This is a genomic window from Cyclobacterium jeungdonense, assembly GCF_010994275.1.
GTDB lineage: Bacteria > Bacteroidota > Bacteroidia > Cytophagales > Cyclobacteriaceae > Cyclobacterium > Cyclobacterium jeungdonense.
In genome coordinates, this window is sequence record NZ_WMCD01000003.1 from 284,878 (window position 1) to 301,416 (window position 16,539).

A 16,539-nucleotide genomic window follows, 5' to 3' on the forward strand; every position below is an offset into this window, starting at 1 on the left:
ATGGAGGAATTTTTCTTTGAAAGCGAATGCTTGAATCGCATGGGATCCCGCGGATAAAATGGGTGGCAGAAAGGTTTCATGGTTTCATAACATCCGTTTAGCACATTTACCTAGGAATAATTTGTTAATTTAGATAAACTTCAGATCAGCAACCGGATTTTTACTCGTTCAACGGGTATGATTGGGTATAAGGAAGTATATAAGTATCGTATAAAGTTATAATCCTCAATTAACATGAAACAATCAGCGAAAGAATCCAGAAGAAAATTCATGAAGGCTTCCGGAATGGCCACACTTGGTTTTATGGGCCTTTACCAATTCATGAATCCCGGTATGTCCCTAGCCGCTTCCTCTTCCAGGGCTATTTTAGGATACGGTCCTTTAAAGAAGGATCCTGCAGGAATTCTGAATTTACCAGAGGGATTTACCTATAAAATTCTCAGCAAAAAGGGGGATAAAATGTCAGACGGCTTGTATTTGCCGGGTCTGGCAGATGGAATGGGAGCTTTTCAGGGAAAAAATGGAAAAACCATTGTCGTTCGAAACCACGAAATCAGTCCGGATTCTTTGGAACATTCCGGATTTGGACGAAACAATGAATTGATAAGCACCCTGGCTTCGACGGATTTTTATGATTTCGGAAAGGGCATTTTGCCTTCTTTGGGAGGTACGACCACTTTTATATATAACGAAAATACAGGGGAGTTGGAACACCAATACTTGAGTCTCGCTGGCACCATACGAAATTGTGCCGGAGGGATTACTCCCTGGGGTTCTTGGTTGACCTGTGAAGAAAACACATCGAAAAAAGGGGATTATGATGATCGCCTGGAAAAAGATCACGGATATGTATTCGAGGTACCAGCGAGTGAAGAAGTCCTCCGAGCTGTACCCAACCCCATTAAAGCCATGGGCAGGTTCAATCACGAGGCGGTGGCAGTCGATCCGGCATCGGGAGTCGTTTACCTGACAGAAGATCGGGGCGATGGAATTTTTTACCGATACATACCCACAAGTCCTGGAGAATTACACAAGGGTGGTAAGCTTCAAGCCTTGGCTATTTTAGGTGAGAAAAGCCGTGACACGCGCAATTGGGAAGACAGCGAAGGCCCTGAATTTCCGTTAAGGGAAATTCATCAGGTTACCTGGGTAGATATAGAGAATGTAGAATCTCCGGAAGATGACCTTCGGTTTCAGGGATTTGATAAAGGAGCGGCCGTTTTTGCAAGAGGTGAAGGTATCTGGTGGGGGGATAAGGAAGTGTACTTTGCCTGTACTAATGGAGGTAGAATCGGTGCCGGACAGGTGTTTCGGTATTCTCCCAGTATATACGAAGGCAGGCCGGAGGAAAAAAATGCTCCGGGAGAACTCAGCCTCTTTGCAGAACCTAATGATCGGGAAATACTGAAAAACTGTGATAACCTGGCGGTGGCCCCCTGGGGAGACGTGATCTTATGTGAAGATCACAAGCACCCTTTTTTGGTTGGGGTTACTCCGGAAGGCGAATTGTATCACCTGGCAGAAAATGTAGGTTATGCTTCGGAACTTGCAGGAGGAGTGTTTTCTCCATCTGGAAAGACTTATTTTGTGAATATTCAAGGTCCGGGAATCACGCTGGCCATTACAGGTCCCTGGAAAAGCTAACTTCTGAATAGGGTGAGGAATGGCAAAGCCGGGCCCTTCGGGTTTCGGCTTTGTTTTAAATAACCGTTTTTTCTTTGAATTAATGAAGTCGCCCCTGAAATTCAGAAGAATTGCCAGGAAGGCCCTGATTTCCTGTTGGGTTAGTCCTGGTAATTCCTTTTTTGGAGCACATTGCATATTACTTTTGTTATTCATTAAAACATCATCTATATTTGCCACTCAAAATTTAAAATGATGGCGAAGCAAAAGACCAGAAAGGGAAAAGCAGCACTTGATACATCCAACGAGCTTTTAGAAAATCCGGAAGCAATCGCAACTCGTCTTGGAAGAGGGGAAGCGTTTCTAAAAGAAAATACCAGATTGGTTGGGGGCATTATTGGTTTGATGATCCTGATCATCGCAGGAATCGTCGGCTACCAGATTCACAAGGCTAATCAAAACGAGAAAGCCCAGGGTGAAATGTTTCAGGCCGTGTATTATTACGAACAAGATAGTGTGGATTTTGCACTGAATGGAGATGGGGTGCAACCTGGTTTTTTGGATATCATCGACCAATACGGAGGGACCGATGCTTCGAATTTGGCTCACTTTTACGTCGGATCCATTTATCTCTCCCAAGGGGAATACCAATCCGCTGTAGACCATTTGGAAGAATTTTCCTCGGATGATTTCCTGGTACAGGCCCAGGCGTATTCATTGACTGGAGATGCTTATTTGGAGTTGGGGAAAACCCAGGAAGCGATTCAGCAATATAAAAATGCCGCTAACTACAAGCCTAATAAGTTTTTTACTCCGAAATATTTATTCAAATTAGCCATAGCTTACGAAGAAGCCGGTAATTTGCAGGCAGCAATCGATACGTATGGAGAAATTGAATCTAACTACAGCGATGCTTATGAGTACACCGAAGCACGTAAACATAAGGCAAGGCTGGAAGGTCTCGCTTCTAATTGATAAGGATACATTCCATAACAAGAAAGAGTAAGGCCGCAGTGGTTTTACTCTTTTTTTATGAAAAAACGCACACAAAATGGCTTCAACCTTAAAAAACCTCAGTCAACATTCCGATAGTAATATTCAGGATATAGGCAGTAAAAGATTTGGCTTGCTAGTATCCGAATGGAATGACGAGATCACAGAGTCTCTTTACAGCGGTGCCTTGGAAACGCTACTGCGTTATGGCGCCAAGCGGGAAAATATTTTCAGGAAGAATGTTCCCGGATCTTTTGAATTGCCATTGGGGGCGCAATGGATGGCCAAACAGGAAAAAATCGATGCAGTCATTTGCCTGGGCTGTGTAATTCAGGGTGAAACGCGTCATTTTGAGTTTATTTGCAATGCCGTAGCTCAGGGGATCACGCAGGTGGGGCTGAAATATGACAAGCCGGTAATTTTCGGGGTATTAACTCCCGATACACAGCAACAAGCCCTGGATCGGGCTGGAGGTAAACATGGTAACAAAGGGGATGAAGCCGCCATTACCGCAATAAAGATGCTGGGATTTTAATGGGATTTTCATTCTATCACTCATTTACTAATCTGCAATTCGCATGAAAATCATGAAATTTGGCGGTACTTCCGTAGGGAGACCGGAGAGAATGCATCAGGTCAAAGACCTGATAACAGCTGATGATGAAAAAAAGATCGTGGTATTGTCTGCCTTGTCAGGCACAACCAATGCCCTGGTAGGCATAGGAGAGGCATTAGCAGAGGGCAAAAAAGATAAGGCAAAGCAGAAAATAGAAGAACTGCAGGAGCACTATACCAATTTTTATATGGAATTGTTGACGACCAAGGCGAGTAGGTCCAAAGCAGTTCAAATTATCAAGGAGCATTTTGAGTTTTTGACCATTATCCTGAAGATTTCGTTTAATGAAGCAATAAACAAGGACATCCTGGCCCAGGGCGAGCTGCTGTCTACCAAGTTGTTCTACACCTTGCTTCAGGAATTGGAGATTCCGGCAGTTTTCTTACCTGCCCTGGAGTTTATGAGCATCGATGAAAACGACGAGCCGGAATTATCACGGATAAGGGAGCGATTGGAGGCTATATTAGCCAGGTATCCGGAGGACAGTATTTTCATCACGCAGGGTTACATTTGCAAAAATCATCGCAACGAAGTGGATAACCTGAAAAGAGGCGGTAGTGATTATTCTGCCTCTCTGATTGGTGCAGCCGTTTCGGCCTCCGTAGTGGAGATTTGGACAGATATCGATGGCATGCACAACAACGATCCCCGAATCGTCGAACAAACCAGACCCATTGCTCACTTATCATTTGATGAAGCGGCAGAACTGGCTTATTTTGGGGCGAAGATTTTACACCCTGCCTCTATTTGGCCAGCCCAGCTCCATAACGTACCGGTAAAATTGCTAAATACCATGGCACCCGAAGCCGCAGGTACTACCATTACCGGAGCGGGAGAAGGTACAGTGGGAGTAAAAGCCATAGCAGGAAAAGATGGCATCACCGCCTTAAAGATCAAGTCCAGCAGGATGCTATTAGCGTATGGATTTTTAAGAAAGGTATTCGAAATTTTCGAAAAATACCGGACCTCCATTGACATGATTACAACTTCGGAGGTAGCTATTTCTTTAACCCTGGATGATGTGACCCATCTAAAGGAAATTACGGCAGAGTTGCAAAAACTGGGTAAAGTGGAAGTAGATCACCATTTATCCATCATTTGTATCGTTGGGAATACCATAATGGAAGAACCTGGCGTACTAAATAAAATCATGGGTAGTCTGGAACAGTTTCCCCTACGTATGGTTTCCTATGGGGGAAGCAGACATAATGTCTCTATCCTAATAGACGGCAAGAATAAAGAGCAGGCCTTGAAAAGTTTGAATCAGGGGCTTTTTGATTTTGAATAGATGCAGGACAGGTCAGGCGAAAATTCCCGCAATTTCCTGGAAAGGTTGAAATCCAAGTGGAAACTAAAAAGTTTGTGGCAGGTCGTTCTGGTGTTGGTGGTTTTCGCATGTACAGGATTTACGATTTTATTTGTAAAAAAACCCATATTTGATTTCCTGGGAATAAATACAAACGAGGGCGGGTTTTTCAAGACGGTGCTGTATTTGCTGTTGGTTCTTCCGTTGTATCAGGTTTTTCTATTGGTATATGGTTTTATTTTTGGACAGTTTTCCTTTTTTTGGGAAAAAGAAAAACAATTTATCCGTCGGTTGGGGAAATTTTTTACCGGAAAGAAAAGTTAAATTTGACAGATTTTGAATAAATCACATAGATGGCCAAACAACGAGGTTTACCCTTAGACGAAAGCGAAAAAAGAAAACTGAATAAAAAGAACCTGGATAAGCTATCTGGTATTTTCAGATTTGTGCTTCCTTATAAAGGATCTTTTATCCTGGGAATGTTATTCCTTTTCTTTTCCAGTTTGATGCTCCTTACTTTTCCATTTGTAGCTGGGAAGCTGATTGATGCTGCCTCGGGAAAGGACTGGATCATCAATGACATCAATGGGATTGCTTATATCTTACTTGGAATTCTGCTTGTTCAGAGCATCTTTTCATTTTTTCGCGTTTGGCTTTTTGCTCAGGTGAGTGAGCGCTCCATGCGGGATATACGGGTAGCCCTTTACGACCGTCTGGTAAGGCTTCCGATGACCTTTTTTGATCAACGTCGAACGGGAGAATTGATCAGCAGGATTACCTCGGATGTGAGCATGCTCCAGGATACGTTTTCCATCACCCTGGCAGAGTTACTGCGCCAGTTGATCACCTTAATAGTTGGTATTGGTTTTCTTTTTTATACCACTCCCAGACTTACCTTATTTATGTTGGCCACCATTCCTGTTTTGGTTATCATAGCCATGGTGTTTGGTAAGTTTATCCGAAAACTTTCCAAAACAACACAGGATGAACTGGCAGCGGCAAATGTGGTGGTAGAAGAGACGCTGCAATCGATCATCACCGTCAAATCTTTTACCGGAGAGGCCTATGAATCCAACCGGTACCGAAACAGGCTGGAGCGAGTGGTCACTATTGCACTGAAGGCAGCCGGGTTTCGGGGTGCTTTTATTTCCTTTATTATTTTCGCGCTATTTGGAGGAATTGTTGCCGTTATCTGGTACGGAGCTACGCTGGTAAGTGCAGGTGAAATGAGCATCGGTGACCTGGTTTCCTTTGTATTGTACACCACTTTTATTGGTGGATCCATAGCTGGATTAGGAGATATCTACGGGCAGGTACAGAAAGCCATCGGTTCATCCGAAAGGGTGCTGGAGATTCTGGAAGAAGAAGCCGAACAGGAAATGCCTACAAGTGAAGAAAAGCGGGTTTCAGGAGCAATTTCATTTGATGAAGTGATTTTTCACTACCCGACACGTCCGGAGTTCCGGGTTTTGGACGGTCTGAGCTTCACCATTGCACCAGGGGAAAAAGTGGCCCTAGCAGGCCACAGTGGTGCTGGTAAATCTACGGTTATCCAGTTACTACTCAAATTTTACAATGTCGGTCAGGGTGATATTTTATTAGACGGGGAATCCATCCGTCAATGGGATCCCCACAAGCTGAGAAAAAACATTGGAATAGTACCTCAGGAGGTGTTGCTATTTGGTGGCTCTATCCGGGAAAATATTCTGTATGCCCGCCCGGGTGCCAGTGAACAGGAGGTAGTCCAGGCCGCCAGACAAGCCAACGCCTGGGAATTTATCGAACGATTTCCAGAAGGATTGGATACGCTGGTAGGAGAAAGGGGTATCAAATTATCTGGCGGTCAGCGCCAGCGAATAGCTATCGCCCGGGCCATACTAAAAGATCCGGCCATCTTAATTTTGGACGAAGCCACTTCTTCTCTGGATGCAGCTTCGGAAGCATTGGTACAGGAAGCCTTGGATCAATTGATGCAGGGTAGAACAACCATTATTATCGCGCACAGGTTGGCTACTATACGAAAAGTAGACCGAATATACGTGCTGAAGGCAGGCAAAATTATCGAAGAAGGTAACCATGAGGAACTCTCCGCCAAACAAGGCGGACATTACGCCCACCTGGTTAACCTGCAGTTTGCTGATGAAATCGCAAAGCCTTCAGACTAATGTCCAGGCTTTTTACGTGGTGAGTCAGTGCCCCCACTGAAATGTAGTCCACGCCCGATTCGGCTACGGGAATGATAGAGCGCTCATCTATACCACCGGAAGCTTCTGTTTCGTAGCGGTCCCCAATCAGGGCTACTGCTTCCTGCATGATGTTGGGGGACATGTTGTCAAGCATGATGATGTCCACGCCGCCAATTGTCAATACTTCCCTTACTTCGTCCAGACTACGGGTTTCAATTTCGATTTTCAAATCCAACTGTTTCTTTTCCAGGTAGCGCCTGGTAGCTTTAATGGCTTGAGCGATACCTCCGGCAAAATCAATGTGGTTATCCTTAAGCATGATCATATCGTACAGTGCAAACCGGTGGTTTTTTCCTCCTCCAATGGCAACTGCCCATTTTTCCAGCATGCGGAAATTGGGAGTAGTTTTCCTTGTATCTAAAAGTCGGGCTCGGGTATGGCCTATTAATTCATTCATTTGTTTCGTTTTGGTGGCAATGCCACTCATGCGCTGCATGCAGTTCAGAACCAATCTTTCGGTAGTCAATATGGAAGCCGCTTTTCCTGATACCCGAAGACCAATTTCTCCCGGTTGCACCCTATTGCCATCTTCCAGCAGCAAGTCCACTTGAAGCTCCGGATCATGGTATTTAAAAATTCTTTCCGCCAGTGCCAGTCCGGCGATGATTCCTTGCTCCTTGATGATAAGCTGCGCTTTACCTTGCTGGTCTTTAGGGACGGCGGCCAAGGTGGAATGATCCCCGTCTCCCACATCTTCCAACAAGGCGGCTTGTATAAACTTAGTTAGGCGATCTTCGGTTACGTATTCCTGCATAGTGGTTTAAAATTACGAAATATTTTGAAACCAGACAGGTAAATCTAATGGCGGATAAAATCCATACTATAAATAAGAAATGGCTTATCATTCCGCTTTATTCCACGGATCAATAGGCGAAAATCACCTTCGGAGGACCGATAGGTACCGATTAGGTAGGAGAGAGTGGCACTAGATTTGCCTTCCTGCTGTAATTGAAAGCCTTTGGAGGGGTGATTTCTGAAAAAATCCCTCAGTACAATTTGCGCCTGACTTTTTGAAAAATCACGCTTATCGTTATTAAAGCTGATCTCGACTCTGTCATCCAGGTAGTTGACTATTTCCTGACTGGATCCTTCCTCCAGGGCAACGGTCAGTGCCTTTCCTTCATCCTGCGCTTGGACAATGGAAATGAGGCAACAACAGAAGAGGCCTGCCGCAAAGAGTTTGGGGATTAAACGTAACATGGTTTCAGGTTTAACAAATTTCAGGCCAAAAAAGGGTTTTTTTTATTAATTCAGACCTTCCCTAGCAGGAATGGGACTAGTAGCGCCAAGGGACTAGATTATTGCGTTATTTGCTGACCGCTATGTTTAATTCTCTTATATTTGCGGGGCAATGAGCATACCCTGGTATGTTAAACTTCAGTTGGGCTGACAGGATTAGTAGTCTTGGAAACCACTGGAATTTTTGTTTGATTGTAACCAATTAGAAAAGTCATGAATAAAAAAGTTTTATTAATGATCCTGGACGGGTGGGGTATAGCTCCAAACCCGGAAGTTTCTGCGATAGATAAAGCCAAAACTCCTTTTATCGACAGCTTGTACGAAAAGTATCCCCATTCCCGGCTGGATGCTTCAGGGTTGGCAGTAGGCCTTCCTGAAGGACAAATGGGGAACTCAGAAGTAGGGCATATGAACATTGGAGCCGGCAGAGTAGTGTACCAGGATTTGGTTAAAATCAATAAAGCCGTTGAAGAGGGGGCCTTGAAAACGGATCCTGTTTTGCGAGCAGCCTTTGCAGAAGCAAAAGCTGCCGGCAAAAAAGTCCATCTGATTGGTCTGGTCTCTGATGGAGGCGTTCATGCGCACATTAACCATTTGAAGGGACTTTGTGACGCGGCCAAGGCGAATGGATTGGAAGATGTTTTCATTCATGCATTTACTGATGGTAGGGATACCGATCCCAAAAGCGGATTAGGGTTTTTGGAAGAAGTAAAAAATCATTGCGAGGGATCGGTAGGGAAAATAGCTTCTATCGTCGGGAGGTATTATGCCATGGATAGGGACAAGCGCTGGGAACGTGTGAAGCTTGCTTACGATGCTATGGTACTTGGAGAAGGAGAAAAATCCAAGGACATGCTATCTGCTATCCGAAAATCATATGCCAATGGGGTTACTGACGAATTTATTCGTCCCATTATTCAAGTGGATGATGCCGGAAAGCCGCTGGCGACCATAGAGGAAGGCGACACGGTGATTTGTTTTAATTTCAGAACAGACCGTGGAAGGGAAATAACCGAGGTGCTTACCCGGAAAGATTTTCCGGATTACAACATGAAAAAGCTCGACCTGAATTACGTTACCCTCACGCTTTATGATGAGAATTTCGTTGGAATTCCTGTAGTATTCCAAAAAGATAATTTACGCAATACCCTGGGAGAAGTCCTGGAAAGGAATGGTAGAAAGCAGATCCGAATCGCTGAGACTGAGAAATATCCCCATGTGACATTTTTCTTTTCAGGGGGAAGAGAAAAGGCTTTCGAAGGGGAAAGCCGCATTCTATGCAATTCACCAAAAGTAGCGACCTACGATTTGCAACCCGAAATGTCTGCAAATGAAATTGCAAAAAAGATCAATCAGGAATTACCCAAAAAAGAGGCCGATTTTATTTGCCTGAACTTTGCCAATGCGGACATGGTAGGGCATACCGGGGTATTTGAAGCGGCAGTGAAAGCTTGTGAGGCAGTAGATGAATGCGCTTCTTCAGTCATAGAATCGGCACTTGAAAACGATTACACCGTGATTGTCATTGCCGATCATGGTAATAGTGACTGTATGATCAACCCAGATGGCACCCCCAATACAGCCCATACGACAAACCTGGTTCCATGCATCATGGTGGATAAAAACGACCGGCTGGAAGTTAATGACGGTAAGCTAGGGGATTTGGCACCTACTATTCTTAAGTTGATCGGACTGGAAAAGCCGGAAGAGATGACTGGGAATATTCTCCTGAAAAGCTAAAGATGATCAGCGGGTACCGAAATTCATTGATTTTAATGGTGGCGGGGTTATTGTTGATCTCCTGTAAGAAGGAGGAATCCAAGCCATTTGCAAATCCTACCCAAATTGATGCCTACTTTCCGGTTTCGGATTTTTTGGAGGAAAAAATCAAGAAAATTGAGGGAGTAACGGTTACCAAAATCATCCAATTCAATGAGGAATCGGAAGAAGTCCGGTTTAAACCGGATCAGGAGGCCTGGAGAAAAGAACTGGATTTTTTTTTTCAGGCGGATATAAATAAGGCAGCTTTCGCGACGGCGTATTCGACCACGGAAGAGGAAGGCCTTTTGGTACACAGGCTCAAACCCGGAGAAAAGGGGACGATAAAAGAAATTCGTGTTCAGAAAAAAGGAGAGCTGGTCGAATCAATTCATATCATAACGGTGAATGATAATTTGTTTTACCACTCGGAGGTAAGTGGGAAAATTGGGCTGGATGCCCAGGAAGATTTGGCTACTTACCGGCTTTCGGGAAACCAAAAAGTATGGTTTATGGCCCCCACCCTTTTGAAAGTAAACGCAGAAATAGAATAAAAGCCCCCTCCTCCGCAAATGTATTTCCTGATCTCTTCATGCTACCCGGCAAAGGCAAAGAAGACCAGCCAGGTGATAAATAGTATGGGAAGTAAAATGGGAATGGAAAATCTCAATATGTACCCAAAGAAAGAAGGCATTCTAATGCCACTCTGCTCGGCGATGGACTTGACCATAAAGTTGGGTCCATTGCCGATATAAGTCATGGCACCAAAAAAGACAGATGCGATGGAAATGGCCATCAATTCGAAGGAAGAATCCAGGTAATTATTCATCGCAAAATCCTTTACCTGCTGGATGACATTTATGTCCGCTCCCTGTGAGGCCATGGCTGCAGCAAGAAAATTGAGATAGGTTGGGGCATTGTCAAGAAAACCGGACAAAAAGCCTGTACCCCAGTAGAGCGTGTTATAGGTAATCATGGCAGCCCCTTCTTCCGATTGGGCAAAGGTTCCCACTAATTCAAGGGCGGGCATCATGGTGCCAAAAATACCAATAAAGATAAAGGCGACTTCCCGTATGGGTTCAAAATTAAATTCGTTTCCTTTAAGGGCTTTTTTGTCGGCATACCGGAAGGAAAGATAGGCCACTGCAAACATGATGGTCTCCCGGATAAAACTAAATTTTTGTCCGTCATAGTGAATGGCAGGAACCCATTCCAATACGTTTGGATCCAGAAAAACCGAGATTATGATCACCAGCAACCAAAGGAAGTTTCTGGTACCGGTAAGCGTTATTTTATTGGAATGCGTAATTTCGTCATCTGATTCCTGAACGGCTGCACTTTTTCCCATCTTCCTGTCAACCAAATAAAATAGAATGGAAAGAATGGTCAACGCCAGTATCCAGGCAGGCCAGTTATGTTCCAGCGTCCAGAAGAATGGGACTCCTTTGAGAAAGCCCAGGAAAAGTGGAGGATCTCCTATGGGTGTCAGTGACCCACCTACGTTACTTACCATAAAGATAAAAAATATAATATGATAGGGTTGAATGTTATCTTTATTGAGTCGGATAAAGGGGCGGATCAGCAACATGGATGCCCCTGTGGTTCCGATAAGGTTGGAGATCAATGCCCCAACAATAAGAAGGATAACATTTGCCAAAGGCGTGGATTTTTTGTCCACATCGATCAGAATACCCCCCGAGGCGATGAACAAAGAAGCGAGCAAAGCGATAAATTGAACGTATTCCGCCAAGGCATGCACAGGGTTGTGCACGTTGTGCAGTACAAACAGGTAATAGAATACCACTACGGCGGCCAGACCGACGGCGATTTTAGGGTAATTGTGATGCCAGAAATGTTCATAAAACAGCGGACCGGTAGCAATCATTAGTAGCAAGGTCACGAACGGAATGACAAGCCAACCCGGGGCATGGCCATGGCTTGCTTCGTGTGCCGGCTCGGCAATGGACGCCGAATTGATTTCATCAGATTGCTGTACGTCCTGATGGCTTGTCAGTACAATCAGGTCAGAAGATGAAGCAGATTGTGCTTGAAGTGGGGTTGATAGTAAAAGTACACATCCAAATAGCAGGAACCATGAAGCTAAATAGTTCTTCATTCACTTAAAATTAACGTTCTAAGAATGATTAAGTCATGCGTTTCCAAGGATCTTGGAAGTACGGCCGGTTTCATTAAATTCCCCTAAACTAGTTATTTTGTACAGTAGGAAGCAAATAAATTAATGGAAGCGGTCAAAAATTATGCTTTTTTTGACCAGCTTCCTTTACCAAAAAGGATCAGGCAAGCTGTTCCAGGGCAATTTCTAAGCCTGTTTGTGCGATTTGATTTTTTTCCGGGTGCATCTGATGGCATTTTTTCAAGGCTTTGTATATCGTTTGGCTTACGTCCTGAAACAAAGCCTCATCGGTAAACACTACTTTTTCTGACATCAGGTAGGCCGCTAACCTTGAAATTCCCACATTGGCGATAAAATCTGGGATAAGGGACAGGTTGTCGTCCGCCAATGTGCTGACCGGCCCCATGAAAATATCATTTTCCGCAAAGGGGAAATTGGCTCCACTAACAATTAACTTTACCCCTCCGGCCATTAGCTTCTCCAATTTCTCTTTGTCTACCAAACGAGATTTTGCTGCGGGAATAAACAGGTCCGCAGAAAGATTCCAGATCTTTTCATTGCCTTCCTCAAATGGAATCCGTTTCTCACTTGCTAATTTGTTTTTTTCTTTTGAAAGAAATAGTTGGGTAATATCTGATTCATTTAAACCGTTTTGATCAATTATGGCTCCCTCCAGTGACAGAATACCGACGATTTGAACGCCTTCTTTGGCGAGGAAATAGGCTGCTGCGGCTCCTACATTACCCCAGCCCTGAATGATGGCCTTTTTTCCTTTTGGGGATCCTCCCCACAGCTTATAGTAATGCTTCACTGCGGCAGCCAATCCGAAGCCGGTAATCATATCGCTGACACGGTATTTGGAAGCACCTGCCGGATAATAATCGGGATTTTCGATGATTTTGGCTAAACCCTGTCTCAGTTGTCCTATTTTCCGGATTTTTTGCGGTTCTTTGGATTTGTAATGACCGTTTACCACCCCTTCCTGCGGGTGCCAGAGGCCATAGTTTTCGGTATGAGGTATCAGTTCTTTATTTTCATGGATATGAATACCAGCGCTCGTACCAAAATAGCTCTTTAATATCGGCGAAACTACTTTAAACCACCTATCGAGCACAGCGTCTTTTCTCGGGTCATGAGGATCAAAATTGATTCCCGCTTTGGCACCTCCTATCGGAGGTCCTGAAATCGTGTATTTGATAGCTGTGTTTTTTGCCAGCTGGATTACTTCTTTTTTTTCCAGCCCTTTTTTCATCCGGGTGTCTCCGCCGGCAGCTCCCCCCCTAAGGGAGTCGATTACCAGCCACCCTTCGGCTTCCGTCTCACTATCACTCCATTCAAAAACGATTTCAGGCTGACGATTCTCAAATTTTTTAAGAAGTTCTCTCATTAGTTTTAAGTTTTTTAGATTCAGTCTTATGGAAAAAGTCCAAAAACAGTGCCACCGCAGGAACTCTGGGAGGCACCGGTTACGGATGCCAGGCAATTTATTTCACCTCGCAGGCGCAGTACACCCAAAAAAGCGAATACCAATGCCTCTTTAAAATCAATAAGTTGATTTTCCGGCAGGGTAAGTGTTACGTGGGAACCAATTTTTTTGGAAAGGGTTTCAATAAAAAACGCATTGTAGGCACCCCCTCCGGTGATTAAGAGTTTTTGCTTCTTTGAAGATGGCTGTGTTTCCTCACCGATGGTATGCGAAATACAAATGGCATAATGCTCAATTAACGTAGCGAGTACATCGGGAACGGAATAATCCGCTTTTTCAAGCAAAGGTAAAAAATCACGTTCCACATGTTCTCTCCCAAGGGATTTTGCCCCCTTTTGGGCATAGTAGGGGAGCTGGTGCAAGGAAGTAAGTAATTCCGGAATGACGTTGCCTTTCCTCGCTATATCTCCGTTTGTATCAAATGTTTTCCCTACCTTTTGAGCAAAATGATTCATCAGCAAATTGAAAGGGCAGGTGTCAAATGCAGTCCGATGCCTGTTTTTCTCCAGGGAAATATTTGCAATACCTCCCAGATTCAAGGCAAAGTCATATTGTGGAAAAAGTAAGGCATCGCCTATAGGCACAAGAGGTGCTCCCTGTCCTCCCAGGACCACATCCAATTTTCTGAAATCATTAATTACGGGAATTCCAGAGGCTTGCCACAGCGCATAACCGTCTCCGATTTGGCGGGTCATGCCTTTTTCCGGACGGTGAAATACCGTATGACCGTGGGAGGCGATAGCTGTAGGTTGAATACCTTGTTCCCGGCAAAAGTTCTTGACCACATTCCCCATCCATGTTCCAAATTCGATGTTTAGGAATTCCAACGATTCCGCATCTATCTGATGTGCAGCAGGAAGGGCATGCTCCAGATTATCAGGGAAAGGAATGGTTTCCGCTTTTAAAATTTCAAAGCTCCAGTGGGCATTTTTCTCGAAGGAGCAATAGGCCAGGTCGAGTCCATCGCCTGAAGTGCCGGACATCAAGCCAATCAGCTCGTACCTATAGGGTTCAATCATGGGTTAAAGTTTGTTAAAAACCAGTTTTTAAACTTAAAAATAGCATTTCGCCAAGCAGCCTCCAAAGTAAAATGACTAATTTTGAATGGGTTTTTGGAAAGAGATGGTACCAGACAGAAGACATTGGGTAATAGACATTGGAAATACCAGAATCAAGCTTGGTATTTTTAATCAGGGAAAACTCCTGGAATCCAGTACTCTTGCAGACTTTGCATCCCTGGTGCCGAAAATCAAACCCGGAGATAGGGATAAGATGCTGATCGCTTCTGTAACGTGGACAGAGGAAGCTTTGAGAGAAGAAATTGCCTACCCTTTTTTGTTTTTTGATCAGCATACCCCTCTGCCGATTCGGAATGAGTACCAGTCACCGGGTACCTTAGGCTTGGACCGGCTAGCGGCTGTCATGGGCGCCAGGGCTTTCGAACCCATAGGACCGGTATTATGCATCGATCTGGGTACCTGCATCACCTACGATTTCCTGGACGGGGAGAACGTGTATAAAGGAGGAGCCATCTCTCCGGGGCTTGGTTTACGGTCAAAGGCCATGAACGCATATACGGCCAGGCTTCCTTTGGTGGAGGTACCGCAGCAAACACCGCCGTTTTTGGGAAAGGATACGGTGGGATGCATACAATCAGGAATTTATTATGGCATCTTGGGAGAGATGAAGGAATACATACACCGATTTACAGCCGCCTATGGTCAGGTGAACGTCTTTATTTGTGGTGGGGATGCTGAAATCTTTGAAAGCTTAACAAAAGACCACATATTTGTAATCCCCAATTTGGTCCTGTACGGATTGGACAGAATTTTAACATACAATGTCGAAAAATAAAATAGTAGTGACAGCCCTTTTGTTTATCTGGGGTTTTGTAGTCATTCATCCTTCCAGCTTTGCACAATTTTCATCCTCCACTTATAGTTCACTGGGGGTTGGGGTTTTCAATAACTCCGGCCTCACCCAAAATCAGGGAATGGGCGGAATGGGGATTAGTTTTGGCAATAGTTATAGTGTAAACCATGTAAATCCGGCCATCTCTGTCAAGAATGGGGCTTACAGCTTTCAAGCAGCAATGAACTATAATCAATTATCTGCTGCGACAGAAGCCAGTTCGGAAAAACTCGATGGAGGAGGCTTGAGCTACGTGGCCATGTCCTTTCCGGTTGTACCCAGAAGATTCACTATAGGATTGGGCCTGAACCAGTTAACGGGTGTGAATTATAACATTACGGTTAATTCTCCGGTTGCCAATACAGCACTAACTTCTCAGAACATCATTGAAGGTAGGGGAGGGCTGAGCCAGGTTTACCTGCAATCCGGTTTTCAGGTTTATAAAGGGTTAAGCTTGGGCTTGGAGGGGGCATACACCTTTGGTTCAACTATCCGGACCAACCAGCTTGACCTACTCGATGAAGAGATGAACGGTGTCGGAATATCTTCTGAATATTACGAAAGGTTAACCTTTAGTGACGTTACTTTCAAGGGTAGTTTTTATTATGCACAACCTCTGGGAGATGAAAAGTACCTAAATTTAGGTGCCATTTATCATGTATTTGGAGATATTAATGGAAAAGAGTTTGCGAAAATGGGAGAATCGGGGCAAGCTAGCATTCCGAATTCACCCGGAGATGTGATTGCTGACAATGTCCCAGGAAGTGTTTTTCTACCTAATAAGGTAGGTTATGGTGTAACTTATGAAAAAATTAATAAATTTGCTATAGGAGTTGAAGCGCAGTTTCAGGATTTTACCGATTATAGAGGCTTTAATGCTACTGAAGGGAATCTCGGAAATGCGTATAAACTATCGCTGGGAGGGCAGTACATACCAGATGCGTTTTCGTTGGGAAGTGTATTGAGCAGGTCCACCTTTAGGGCGGGATTAGAGTACGAGCAGCTTCCCTATATGTTGAACCAAAACCAAATTGATGATATTGGCATTAATTTTGGTACTTCGATACCAGTATACAGTTTATCGCTCTTAAATGTAGCTTTAAAGCTTGGTACAAGAGGAACCGTCAATGACGGGCTGGTGAGAGAGAATTATTTTAAAGTTTCATTAGGAATATCTATAAATGACAACAGTTGGTTTTACAAAAAAGTATTTGAATGATGTTGACA

General features: G+C 44.2%; 15 protein-coding genes. 10 read left to right on the forward strand and 5 right to left on the reverse strand.

Annotation, left to right across the window (positions count from 1 at the left end; all coding sequences use genetic code 11):
- Nucleotides 1–234: 234 nt before the first annotated feature.
- The 6 genes from GKS34_RS08715 to GKS34_RS08735 all read left to right on the forward strand — a co-directional run bounded on the left by GKS34_RS08715 (nucleotide 235) and on the right by GKS34_RS08735 (nucleotide 6,703).
- Nucleotides 235–1,644 (forward strand): alkaline phosphatase PhoX, encoded by a 1,410-nt coding sequence (locus tag GKS34_RS08715; protein ID WP_163384417.1) that lies wholly within the window; start codon nucleotides 235–237, stop codon nucleotides 1,642–1,644.
- Nucleotides 1,645–1,878: 234 nt separating this feature from the next.
- Nucleotides 1,879–2,598: a tetratricopeptide repeat protein gene (locus GKS34_RS08720; RefSeq protein WP_163384578.1), complete on the forward strand. Its 720-nt coding sequence runs from the start codon at nucleotides 1,879–1,881 to the stop codon at nucleotides 2,596–2,598.
- Nucleotides 2,599–2,674: 76 nt separating this feature from the next.
- Nucleotides 2,675–3,151 (forward strand): 6,7-dimethyl-8-ribityllumazine synthase, encoded by a 477-nt coding sequence (ribH, locus tag GKS34_RS08725; RefSeq protein WP_163384418.1) that lies wholly within the window; start codon nucleotides 2,675–2,677, stop codon nucleotides 3,149–3,151.
- A 43-nt stretch (nucleotides 3,152–3,194) separates the two neighbouring features.
- Complete coding sequence (locus tag GKS34_RS08730) at nucleotides 3,195–4,520, forward strand: aspartate kinase (RefSeq protein WP_163384419.1); 1,326 nt, start codon at nucleotides 3,195–3,197, stop codon at nucleotides 4,518–4,520.
- The gene (locus GKS34_RS23405; RefSeq protein ID WP_240459245.1) at nucleotides 4,521–4,862 is read left to right on the forward strand and encodes a DUF6787 family protein; all 342 of its coding nucleotides are present in this window, start codon (nucleotides 4,521–4,523) and stop codon (nucleotides 4,860–4,862) included.
- Nucleotides 4,863–4,891: 29 nt separating this feature from the next.
- Nucleotides 4,892–6,703 (forward strand): ABC transporter ATP-binding protein, encoded by a 1,812-nt coding sequence (locus GKS34_RS08735; protein WP_163384420.1) that lies wholly within the window; start codon nucleotides 4,892–4,894, stop codon nucleotides 6,701–6,703.
- On the opposite strand, the gene nadC is transcribed toward GKS34_RS08735, so the two are convergent.
- The gene (gene nadC / locus GKS34_RS08740) at nucleotides 6,660–7,538 is read right to left on the reverse strand and encodes a carboxylating nicotinate-nucleotide diphosphorylase (RefSeq protein ID WP_163384421.1); all 879 of its coding nucleotides are present in this window, start codon (nucleotides 7,536–7,538) and stop codon (nucleotides 6,660–6,662) included. The two genes, GKS34_RS08735 and nadC, sit on opposite strands and share 44 nt — an antisense overlap.
- A 44-nt stretch (nucleotides 7,539–7,582) precedes the next feature.
- Nucleotides 7,583–7,984 (reverse strand): DUF4783 domain-containing protein, encoded by a 402-nt coding sequence (locus tag GKS34_RS08745; protein WP_163384422.1) that lies wholly within the window; start codon nucleotides 7,982–7,984, stop codon nucleotides 7,583–7,585.
- A 252-nt stretch (nucleotides 7,985–8,236) separates the two neighbouring features.
- Here GKS34_RS08745 and gpmI point away from each other — a divergent pair, with 252 nt between their 5' ends.
- Together gpmI and GKS34_RS08755 are read left to right on the forward strand one after the other, a co-directional pair.
- Nucleotides 8,237–9,763 (forward strand): 2,3-bisphosphoglycerate-independent phosphoglycerate mutase, encoded by a 1,527-nt coding sequence (gpmI, locus tag GKS34_RS08750; RefSeq protein WP_163384423.1) that lies wholly within the window; start codon nucleotides 8,237–8,239, stop codon nucleotides 9,761–9,763.
- Between the two features lie 2 nt (nucleotides 9,764–9,765).
- Nucleotides 9,766–10,335, forward strand: coding sequence for a hypothetical protein (locus GKS34_RS08755; RefSeq protein ID WP_163384424.1), 570 nt, complete (start codon nucleotides 9,766–9,768; stop codon nucleotides 10,333–10,335).
- A gap of 41 nt (nucleotides 10,336–10,376) precedes the next feature.
- On the opposite strand, the gene GKS34_RS08760 is transcribed toward GKS34_RS08755, so the two are convergent.
- The 3 genes from GKS34_RS08760 to GKS34_RS08770 form a co-directional block, all read right to left on the reverse strand.
- Nucleotides 10,377–11,897: a sodium:proton antiporter gene (locus GKS34_RS08760; protein ID WP_163384425.1), complete on the reverse strand. Its 1,521-nt coding sequence runs from the start codon at nucleotides 11,895–11,897 to the stop codon at nucleotides 10,377–10,379.
- Nucleotides 11,898–12,075: 178 nt separating this feature from the next.
- Nucleotides 12,076–13,302, reverse strand: a complete 1,227-nt coding sequence (locus GKS34_RS08765; protein ID WP_163384426.1) for a Glu/Leu/Phe/Val dehydrogenase dimerization domain-containing protein — start codon at nucleotides 13,300–13,302, stop codon at nucleotides 12,076–12,078.
- Nucleotides 13,303–13,328: 26 nt separating this feature from the next.
- Nucleotides 13,329–14,420 (reverse strand): anhydro-N-acetylmuramic acid kinase, encoded by a 1,092-nt coding sequence (locus GKS34_RS08770; protein WP_163384427.1) that lies wholly within the window; start codon nucleotides 14,418–14,420, stop codon nucleotides 13,329–13,331.
- Nucleotides 14,421–14,505: 85 nt separating this feature from the next.
- On the opposite strand from GKS34_RS08770, the gene GKS34_RS08775 reads away from it, so the two are divergent.
- Nucleotides 14,506–15,255 carry a type III pantothenate kinase gene (locus tag GKS34_RS08775; protein ID WP_240459246.1) on the forward strand — a complete coding sequence of 250 codons (750 nt, stop codon included), beginning with the start codon at nucleotides 14,506–14,508 and terminating at the stop codon, nucleotides 15,253–15,255.
- A complete protein-coding gene (gene bamG, locus GKS34_RS08780; RefSeq protein WP_163384428.1) occupies nucleotides 15,242–16,531 on the forward strand; it encodes a BamG family beta-barrel-assembly machinery protein in 1,290 nt (429 codons plus the stop codon). Before GKS34_RS08775 ends, bamG begins: the two co-directional genes overlap by 14 nt.
- The last annotated feature ends 8 nt before the right edge of the window (nucleotides 16,532–16,539 follow it).